Raw genomic sequence first — 279 nt, forward strand, 5'->3', positions numbered from 1 at the left:
GTTGAGCGTCACCTGGATGTTGTCGGTCGCATAGCTCCAGCTGAAACCTCCCATGAAGGCCGAGGCGGCGCCCTTGGCAAGGTCGGACACCGACACCTTGGTGCCGCCATTTTCGAAGAACCAGCGCAGGCCGTATTTCAGGTCATCGTCGAGCGTCACTTCGGCGGTCACCGCTTCCAGCATGACCTGAGTCGGCAGCACATCGACCTTGGCCAGGATCTGCTGGATGCGCTCATAGTCGCGCGCCGTCGTCTGGATCAGCAGCGCATTGTTCTCGAC

1 pseudogene is annotated in these 279 nt (G+C 60.9%); it reads right to left on the minus strand.

Features of this window, described 5'->3' with window-relative positions:
* Positions 1-279 (minus strand): annotated as a pseudogene (locus tag EN852_RS40550) (type II secretion system protein GspD); the annotation flags it as partial.

It is taken from the genome of Mesorhizobium sp. M2E.F.Ca.ET.209.01.1.1 (assembly GCF_004010375.2).
Taxonomy (GTDB): Bacteria; Pseudomonadota; Alphaproteobacteria; order Rhizobiales; family Rhizobiaceae; genus Mesorhizobium.